The organism is Microcoleus sp. B13-B6 (assembly GCF_036705405.1).
Taxonomy (GTDB): domain Bacteria; phylum Cyanobacteriota; class Cyanobacteriia; order Cyanobacteriales; family Microcoleaceae; genus Microcoleus.
In genome coordinates this window covers 1-9,796 of record NZ_JAUBUJ010000172.1, presented here as the reverse complement: position 1 = coordinate 9,796, position 9,796 = coordinate 1, and the positions used below count along the sequence as shown (strand labels likewise).

The window sequence follows — 9,796 nt, the reverse complement described above, 5'->3', positions numbered from 1 at the left end:
GGGTCTGCTCTGAGAGAATCGTAGGTTAGAGTTAAGCTGCGGGTTTCTCCCATTGACTGGTAAGGTACGAGGTCGTGTGTTTCGATGACTGCCCCGGAGTGCATTTCTACGGAAGAGGTTAAGCCGCCTTTTGCTTTGCATTCGTTAATTCAACTATTAAGTAAAAAAGTTAAATTCTAGTCAAAGGAAGGGTCTGTATACCATTTTTTCACATTCTCGTACCATTCACTCGCCTGCTTGTATTCCTCAACTATCTCAACCGGAGTATTGTCATCTAATTTCCAAGGACAAAAATCACTAGACTTATGTTCGCAACTAACATGATAGCCTCGCGGTAAAGTCTTCCAGTAGGTAGCTTGAAATGGTTCAAGGACATTCCACTTTTCGGTTCCTGGGATATGTTCGTGTATTAAAATCAAACTATCCACAGCCAGCAATTGCTCTATAATTTCGCGCTCAGTACCTATAATTCCCTCTTCATAGGGGAAGATGTTCAGAAAATTCGCAATAAGAAACTTATTCCAGGCAGGATGAGCCATTGCTTCCCATTTAGCACCTCCTTGAGGAGTTAAATAGTATGATGCTTTAAGTCTCCCGTCTAAGTGGTCTTGAATTCCAGCCATTGTTAAAACAACATCAGGAGTCCCCTCTGCATCATATTCATCAGCAAACACTATTGCTTTAATATCTCCTTTTTGAAACAAGGAATCGGCTGCAAGTGCTGTTTCAGCATGAGATAAGTGTTCTGAGTATGCAACGCTTTCTAACCCGTAATAGTTTATTACAACAGATTTTAGCAGCAAGTATTCAACCTTTGAATTCGGAGTTTCTGCCAATGCTGCGTAAGAGATTGGTGCTATATCTTCAAAGAGACTTGATGGGTTTGTATCTAATTCTGGCTCTGTATACCAATGCGAAATTTCTGAGTACCACTGCTTCGCTTGTCGATCTTTCTCAATCCATTCTTTGGGTGTATTTGAGTCGATACACAATTCAAAATATCGATGCTGGTAAGTAACTTTGTAAGCTTTGGGTAAAGTTTTCCAGTACGTTGCTTTCCAAAATCCTATATCCTCCCAAAAACAAGTTTCTGAAATAAGAATTTGGTTTTCTAAATATTCACAATAATTTATAATTTCTTGCATAATCTGCTGAGAACAACAGATTATTTCTGAACGAAATAATCCAGTTATTTCATCACGCTGATAACCCAGACACCATTTATGATAATAATTCCAATTAGCACCAGTTAAGCCTTCCCACCTTGCTCCTCCCTGAGAAGTTAAGTAGTAAAAAGCGTTGAGTTTTCCATTTAGGCTTGCCCAAATCTGAGATATTGTTAGGGCTACACCTCTAATATTTTCTCCATTTTCATTAGAAAATGCTGCTAATATATCGCCACTTTGAAATAACCGATTGGCTGCTGATACCACTTCAGCATGGGAGAGTCGCCAATCAGATGCGACATTTATGAAAATTTCTGTCTCTGTTAAAGCAGACAAGATCATTAAATACTCTACTCTGTTTATAGTCATTTGCTTGTTAATTACACAGCATCTATATCAAGCGTAAAAGGTTATGTTCCAGTCAAGTAATTGATTTAGAGATCAGAATTGTGAATTTTCCGGCTATTTGCATTTTTTATATTCAAAATGGAAAATCTTACTCTTTTCTTTGGTCCTGTGACAGTATCTTCACAACATTCACATCTTCCGAGTGAGCCAGCGCTAGATGACGACCACTCTTGGTCTTTTCGGACGTTATCGTTAGCACTTATCTCTACATTGTAGTGACGCGCACCACCGTCTTTTGTAGGCTTTGGATAAGGACAAGGTAACTTATCATCGGCTTTATATGGTAAAGCTCCTATAGGAGGAAGCAAACTCTGCAACCACCATAGTCTTTCTCTATTTGGCTGTCTGTCATTTGCTAATTCGCGCCTTGTTTTTTGTAAATTATTCGCTGCATCTTCAAGGCTGTTATATCTAAAACCAATTAGGATACCCTGTTCTCCCCCTGTTCCTCTAAATATTGTCTCACACTTGACATATTTCTTGAGTTCGGGGTCATCTGCACAAGTTTTACAATCAGGATTCGGAAGAGGTGGCGAAGCTGGAGAGGTTGACGGCGCAGTGGATGGCTGTGAACGAGTTGGTCGATTAAGCAGTGGAGTAGGCTGAGTTTGTCCCTGAGGTTGAATCAACCCTCTCCGCAGTCTCTCCTGAAACAGTCGATCGTCCTGACCAGCAGGAAGAGGATTCAGCAACCCACCACCACCAGGAGGTGCAAGCAATATACCCAAACCAGGCACACGCTGGAGAAGACCACCCAAAGGCGGTAGAGGCAAAGCCGGTGCAGGCAAAGGTATCGCTACAGGAACCTGTTCTCCCGACGGATCGGTATAATTAGTCGGACTATTTCCCACATACCGATACAAATTAGCATCCCCACCCCCAAACCCGATCGTATCCTCACTAATAAACCTCCCCACCTGCGGGTCATAATACCTCGAATTATAATAATAATTCCCCGTCTCAGAATCCAACTCCCGCCCCGTAAAACCAAACCGGAAACCCACACTCGGATTAGTTTGACTCCTCACCTTCCCAAAACTATCATAACCAATCCGATTCTGAATCGCCCCATTAGAATCAACCAAATCCCGCACCGTTCCCAGATTATCAGTTAACGGCCACAACACGCTACCGCCAGCACTTTCATCAGCCAAAATCTGGTCAGTTTCCACCCCGTGCAAATAACGGTGCGTTTGAGAACCAGCACCATCAAAAGTCAAAGCAATATGCTGCCCGTCGTAAACCAAACGCTCAACTTGAGGCACCGCACTACCAGCACCATCCGCATCAACTTCCTTAACAATGCGGCGATTCAAACCATCATAACTATACTGAGCCGACTTAATCACAGAACCGCTACCATTTTTACCCACAACCTGACTCAAACGGTTCCGATAATCCCAACTGTACTCAGTCACCTCACCCGTAACAATATCAGTCCGCTTCGTGAGATTCCCCTCACCATCGTAGTCGTAATTGTAAACACCATCAGACTGCAACTGATTGTTACTTCCAGTTTGATATCCAGAATTAGTTCGACTCCCATTATCATCGTAACTGTAACTCTCATCACTCTGAGAACTATAATCTGCACCAGTCAACTGGTCTCGCTTGTCATAACTGTAATTGGTACTACCCGATGGCGAAGTAAATCCAGTCACTCGATTGGCAAAATCGTAAGTCCAAGCATAATTAGCTAACGTCACATTCCCCTTACCGTGACTCAACCGAGTTAAACGACCCGCAGTGTCATAAACATACTCGCTTGAGGCCACCAAACCCGTCCCATTCAAATCGCTGTAACGAGTAACATCCTTAGTTTTACCCGCAGCATCATAACTCATATCCACCCGCTTGGAACTTACCCCATTCCCACTTTGAGTAATCCGAGTTACTCGGTTCCCATCATCATAAGTAAAAGACTTCGTTCCCCGCAATTGACCGTTAATTGTATCCGTCACAGAAATCGGACGATTAACCTGATTGTATGCGTACTTCAACAACACATTTGGCACGTTCGGAGTTCCCGCATTGTCAACAGTTTCCAAATTCCCAGCCAAATCGTAAGTCAAAGCATAAGTTGCATCGGGGTCGCTAATAGTTTTAAGTTGACCTGCTGCATCGTAGCTTGAAGTAATCGTCCGAATAGAAGTGTTAGCTGAATTCAGCCACTGTTCCTCTTTTGGGCGGTTGAGTTTGTCGTAAACAAACTTGCGAGTGCGGTTGTTGCCGTCTTTAGATGTGATTAAATTGCCTGCGGGGTCGTAAGTGTAGCTGCGAGTGCGGTTCAGTGGTTGATTGGTTTCAGTTTTGAGGCGATTTAATTCATCGTAGGCGAAGGTTGTTTTGTTGTTGGAAGGGTCAGTGAGAGAACTGACATTGCCGACATTATCGTAAGCTGTAGTTGTGGTTTTGTTGAGAGCATCAGTGACTGTTGTTTGACGGTTTAAAGCATCGTAACCGTAGCGAGTGGTGTTGCCCAAACCGTCTGCGACAGCACTAACATTACCGTTAGCATCGTATTCTGTAGACACTTTGTTGCCGAGGGGGTCGGTGACGGAAGTAGTTCGGTCTTTTGTGTCGTAAGTATATTCGGTTTTGTCTCCCAGTTCGTTGGTAAATGTGAGGAGGTTGCTGTTAGCGTCGTAGGTAGATTTTGTGGTATTATTGAGAGGGTCTTTGCTGCCGGTTTGGCGGTTGAGATTGTCGTAGGTGTATTCGGTGGAGTGGTTGAGAGCGTCGGTAATTTTAGTTTGATTGCCGGCTTTGTCGTAAGTGTAGGTGGTATTGTTTAGTTTGGGGTCAGTGACAGTTTTTTGGCGGTTTAAAGCATCGTAGGTAAAGGAAGTCTTGCGAAGTATCGGGTCAGTAACCGATTTGAGAGTGCCACCTTTATTGTACTCGGATGTTGTGACATTATTGAGTGGATCTGTGATTTGAGTTTGACGATTCAGAGCATCGTAAACGTATTGAGTTTTGTTAGTATTCCCATCAATTTCAGCAGTAACATTCCCAACCTTATCGTACTCAGTTTTGCTCGTACTAGCAATAGTAGTCTGTGCCGCTTGAGTAACATCAGTCCGCCTTCCCAACTCATCATACTTGTACTCAGTCCGGTTATTATTAGCATCAACTTGAGCCACCATTTGATTAGCAACATTATACTCAAAACGAGTAACTTTCTCACTAGGGTCAACCTCCCGAATTAACCGGCCCCGTGCATCATAAACCTTGTTAGTTCGGTTGCCTTTTGCATCAAAACTCGCCGTCTGATTGTTATCCGAATCGTACCGCATCTTCTCGACCGTACCGTCAGGATTAACCATCTCCACCAACCGATTCCGACTGTCATACCGATACTCAGTCTTCCTTCCCAACGGATCAACCATTAATACCTGATTCCCATTCAAATCGTACTCGTAACTCGTCACGGGCGATGTCAGCGGCCCGCTGCCATCCGGGTCAGGAGCCGTCACTTTAACGAGCTGATTCATGATATTATAATCAGACTCAGTACGGTTGCCCTTCTCATCAATTGTTGCCGTCTGATTTCCCGCACCATCATACTCAAACTGCTGCGTTGCTTCATCAGGAGTCGCAGAGGCAAACGTCGTCTTCTTCAATTGATTCATCGCATCGTATTCATACTCAGTGCGGATGCCATTTTCATCAATTACTGCCTTTTGATTCCCCGCAGCATCGTACTCAAACTGCTGCACCGCTTCATCAGGAGTCCCAGAGGCAACAGTAATCTTAACCAACTGGTCTTTATCGTTATAATCGTAATCTGTCACCCGTCCGTTGGGGTCAGTTTCAATGTCAATTAGATTTTTATTTGTGTAGGTATAGCTAGTAACAACATCATCGCTGTCGCCAACAGCACCTACTACGTTTGTCACTTTTCTTCTGTTACCAGTAAGCGGGTCAATTTCGTAGTAGTCGCAGCTAGATCGAACTAGTGGTAAAATGCTAAAATGCTTTGATGTTTTTATTCAGAGGTTTGAAGGCAGATTTTCTGACTAAATAAATGTTAGCACTTGTTGAGAGAAATTGATTGGGCAATCGCCGGTGATAATATTTCTGTAAGTACGATCGCCCTCGATTGTATCTCTTTAAAAAAGATAGCTAGACTGGCGTTGCTGATTCACGGTATGAATCAACTTTTGTCGGAAGTTACAAAACTCACCCTCCGAGGGCTTATAGCAATTGCAAAATCTTGAATTCATACCTGTATTCAGCAACGCCGCTAGACTGTATTTCGACTGCCAATCTTTAATCCATCTGAGTTTCAATCGGGGTGGTCGCCACGCCAATAATCTGGCGATCGTTCTTCTATCGAGCAGATTGCGTCCCAATCTAACATACGAATGCTAGGATTGAACCGACTGAAAGTATATTCAATGTCTTCAGGAGAAATACCCTCCATCAATTCTGGTATAAAATCAAAAGACTTTGTACCGTAACAAAAATCTCGGACAAACTCAAAAAAGCTTCTACTTATAAAAACTCGCTCGCCACACTCCGGTGTTTCCCAATCTGCCCAGTAAATATCATAACTTTTATCCGACTCGCTGTAAGTTGTTAAATCCCAAAAAATTAAGCTGCCTCCTGCCCCATATTCTCCAAACATGAAAGCAGAACTTAGCAGGTTTATATATTCTAGATTGCGGTTAAGATCGGGAGATGGATATCTTCTTATTTGGTCTATCATTCCTCCTATCATATCCTGAGCTTCCAGCAGATAATTGCTGGGACAGAAAATAACCACCAAGTCCCAAAGGGAACCCGTACCAAAGATTTGACAAAAATCTTTATAGTCAGCAGGTAAAGTAATATTATTTTGGATTTCAAAAGCAGTTAGTTCATCTTCGCTTAAAATTTCTACACCAAGGTCATCCTCTATGACTTCTAGGTTTGCTAGCAATTGTCGCCATTGATTAATCATAGCTTATGAGGGTTTTTGTTGTTTAATAAAAAACTAAGGAAAAAAAGGACGATAAATGGGCGTCTAAGGATTGGGCAAATTAACAGGAGGGGTGCTTGTAAATGTATGACCGCTAAAAGGACTTTGATACACAGAGGTCATTGGGGAATTCCAAGCAATCGCAGTTTGACGCTTATCAAGATAAAATGGTTTAATATTTAAATGCAGGGGTTTGAAAACAAATTTTAGGGTTAAATAAATGTTAATTTTTGTTGAAAAAAATGATTTTAAGCATTTTTTTGAGAGGGATATGCGGCGATAGCGTTTTCACTCGATATTACTTTCCCTCACTCAATCTTAATAGGCGGTGGAACTCCCCAAAGTTTGACAGTAGTGTCTTTACTTCCACTAGCAAGTGTTTGTCCGTCGGGACTAAAAGCAACAGAGTAAACAATACGGTGATGATAGATCGAATTGTTGGTAGAAGCATGAAAAGAAGCGAGCGCTTTTCCTGCGTTCACTTCCCACATACCAATAACGCGAGAACCGGAATATCCACCCCCACCAGCAAGGATTTGCCCGTCGGGACTAATTACCAGCGAGACTACTTCCGCATCTGTAGGAATTGTGTAAATTACTTCTTGTGTCAGTAAATTCCACAATTTTATAGTTCTGTCTCCTTCGTGACTGCTGAAAAGCATTTGTCCGTTTGGATGGAAGCAAACAGCAAAAACAAAACCGGATTCAAAATCCCAAGTACGAATTTCTTCACCTGTATTTAAGTCCCATAATTTGATAGTGCGATCAGCACTACCACTTGCTAAAATCTTGCCATCTGGACTAATCGCTAAAGATAAAACAGAGGAATCATGACTGGTAAAAGTGCGAATTTGTTGCCCTGTTATTACATTCCATAATTTGATAGTGCGATCGGCACTGCCGCTGGCTAAAATTTGTCCGTTGGAACTAATTGCTACAGAAAGTACGGAACTACTATGACCAGAAAGTGTGTAGATTTCTTGAGACGTGTCGAGGTTCCATAGCTTAATAGTAGCATCAGCACTGCCACTAGCTAGAACTTGCCCATCTGAACTGATTGCTACTGAGATAACAGCATCGGTATGTCCTGTAAGGTTGCGAATTTCCTGACGGTTACTCAAGTCCCAAAGCTTGATGGTAGTGTCGGCACACCCGCTAGCTAAAATTTGTCCATCTGGACTAAAAACAACAGAATAAACAGAAGTGGAATGGCTTTTGAATGTTCTCAGATACCTAAAGAAGGCATAAAAATTCCCCCCCCGCAAAGCCTCTTCCATCTCCTGATACTCTATCTCAGACCTTGCGGGAGGTAAGTCAGTTCGTGGACTGGTAGATTCAGGAGGAAGATGCAAATGCTCGAAGTTTTCATGACTGAAGTGTTTAGTTTGAGGATAACTAGCTGCTAAGTTACCCACAAATTGCTCAAAATTTTGCCAAGCTTGTTGCTCTTGGCTATTAAAATCTTCTGTATTTTCCGTAAGGTTAGTAGTTTGAGAGTGTTGAATAGATTGTATCAGCTTGTTCCAAACTTGCAGCAATTTTTGCTGAATCTGTTGAAATTCAGCGCTGAACTTTTGTGGTTTGAAAAACGCGTTAACTGTTAACTGTTCCCAAGCAGACTGGAGAAAATTTTGGCTAACTTGTCCGCGTTCTCTTTCTACTTGGATTGGGGGGCTTACCTGTGTTAAAGAGCGATCGCTAGCTTCAGAATTGGATTTTTTTTGTCTATATTGAGTGAAAGTGTAGTGAAGTTCCTGTGGATACGGGTGCATCCATTCTGGTAAAACTTCGTAAGCTTTTGTTCCTAAACAGAAATCGCACACGAATTCAAAAAAGTTTCGCCCTACTTGGTACAAATTACCTTCAAAGCTATCTAAACGCACTAAGTAAATATCACAGCTATTATCCAAGTTACTATAACTTTCCAAATTCCAAAAAAGTATTTCTGCACAGGAATTATCCCCAAACACGAAAGCATAACTGAGCAATTTATTAAGGGACTCTAAATCTAAAGAGTTATCTGGATTATTATATACATAATTATCAATCTCAATCTTCAGAACGTTTATTCCAAGCTGTAACTCTTTACTGGGACACCAAAGTTGCATATAATCCCCAAACATCCCACCTCCAAATACTTGGCAAAAATCTTTATAGTCAGCAGGTAAAACAACGTTATTCTGAAGTTCAAAGTTTATAATTTGTTGTTCATCCCAAACTTCTCCACAATAAGGGTCTTCAATAAATTCTAAATAGTTCAGTAAGGCTTGCCACTTTTGTTTCATCATAAAGGATTAGGGAAAAAACTTGGTCCATATATGGTACCGTCAGTGAAAACTCCTAAGGCAACATAACTACTCGGTCTGAGAGGATATTCTATTGTTCTTCCTAGGTACACAAGATTTATAGTTAGAATCAAATTTACACGAGGACAATTAGGATCGTTATTTTTCTTAACTATCTCTCTACCTAGATTGCTTTCAAAGGCGCGCCATGTGCCACTTCTTCCTTGGTTAATTGAACTATTTTGGGGAAAAAAGTTATTAATATCTCTGTTGCTGCCTCCCAATTCCTTATTAGCAACAATATGACCTCTATCATCACCTATAGGTTGAATACTCTTGATTTTATTTTTGTTTGGTAGCGTTCCTCCTGGAGCTTCGTCATCAGTAGGACTGATTCTAGCTATGGTCAAATCAGAGAGTATAAAATTGCTTGCGTCATTAGAGATAGACTCTATGGTATTTGTGAACTCTGGCGAATTATTATCGCCATCAAAGTAATTAATAAGACGCAGTTGGCTGTCCACTTTTCCACGTTTCGTTAGTCCAAAAGGATCGATAGCCTCTATTGGGTTATTGGTAACATAGGCATACAGATTTGTGTCTTTGCTTGCAAACCCAACAGAATCCTCCCCAATAAACCGTCCTATCTCCGAATTATAATACCGCGCCCGATAATAATACAACCCAGTCTCAGAATCCAACTCCCGCCCCGTAAACCCATACCGACTTCCAGCAGCAGAATTCGACTGACTAACCACCCCACCAAACGCATCATACCTCACATGATTCGCCACACTCCCACTATTATCCACAAAATCCTTAACCGTCCCCAACTGGTCAGTCAAAGACCACAAAACACCCCCCTGAGCACTCTCCTGTGCCAACACTCTGTCAACCCCAGTCCCGTAAAAATACCGCTTGTCCAAAACAGGTTGATTCGACCCCGAAGCCACAAAATCAAACAGTACATTATC

5 protein-coding genes are annotated in these 9,796 nt (G+C 41.9%); all 5 read right to left on the bottom strand.

The window, feature by feature from the left end; genetic code table 11:
• Positions 1 to 176 precede the first annotated feature (176 nt).
• A complete protein-coding gene (locus QUB35_RS37245; protein WP_333058089.1) occupies positions 177 to 1,535 on the bottom strand; it encodes a hypothetical protein in 1,359 nt (452 codons plus the stop codon).
• A 65-nt stretch (positions 1,536 to 1,600) separates the two neighbouring features.
• Entirely contained in the window at positions 1,601 to 5,473 is a 3,873-nt protein-coding gene (locus tag QUB35_RS37240; protein WP_333147846.1) for an RHS repeat-associated core domain-containing protein, read from the bottom strand.
• A gap of 389 nt (positions 5,474 to 5,862) precedes the next feature.
• Complete coding sequence (locus QUB35_RS37235) at positions 5,863 to 6,519, bottom strand: SMI1/KNR4 family protein (RefSeq protein ID WP_333147844.1); 657 nt, start codon at positions 6,517 to 6,519, stop codon at positions 5,863 to 5,865.
• A 326-nt stretch (positions 6,520 to 6,845) separates the two neighbouring features.
• Positions 6,846 to 8,825, bottom strand: coding sequence for a WD40 domain-containing protein (locus QUB35_RS37230; RefSeq protein WP_333147842.1), 1,980 nt, complete (start codon positions 8,823 to 8,825; stop codon positions 6,846 to 6,848).
• Positions 8,822 to 9,796, bottom strand: a 975-nt coding sequence (locus QUB35_RS37225) for an RHS repeat-associated core domain-containing protein (RefSeq protein ID WP_333147840.1), incomplete at its 5' end; no start/stop codon positions are given. The genes QUB35_RS37230 and QUB35_RS37225, both read right to left, overlap by 4 nt.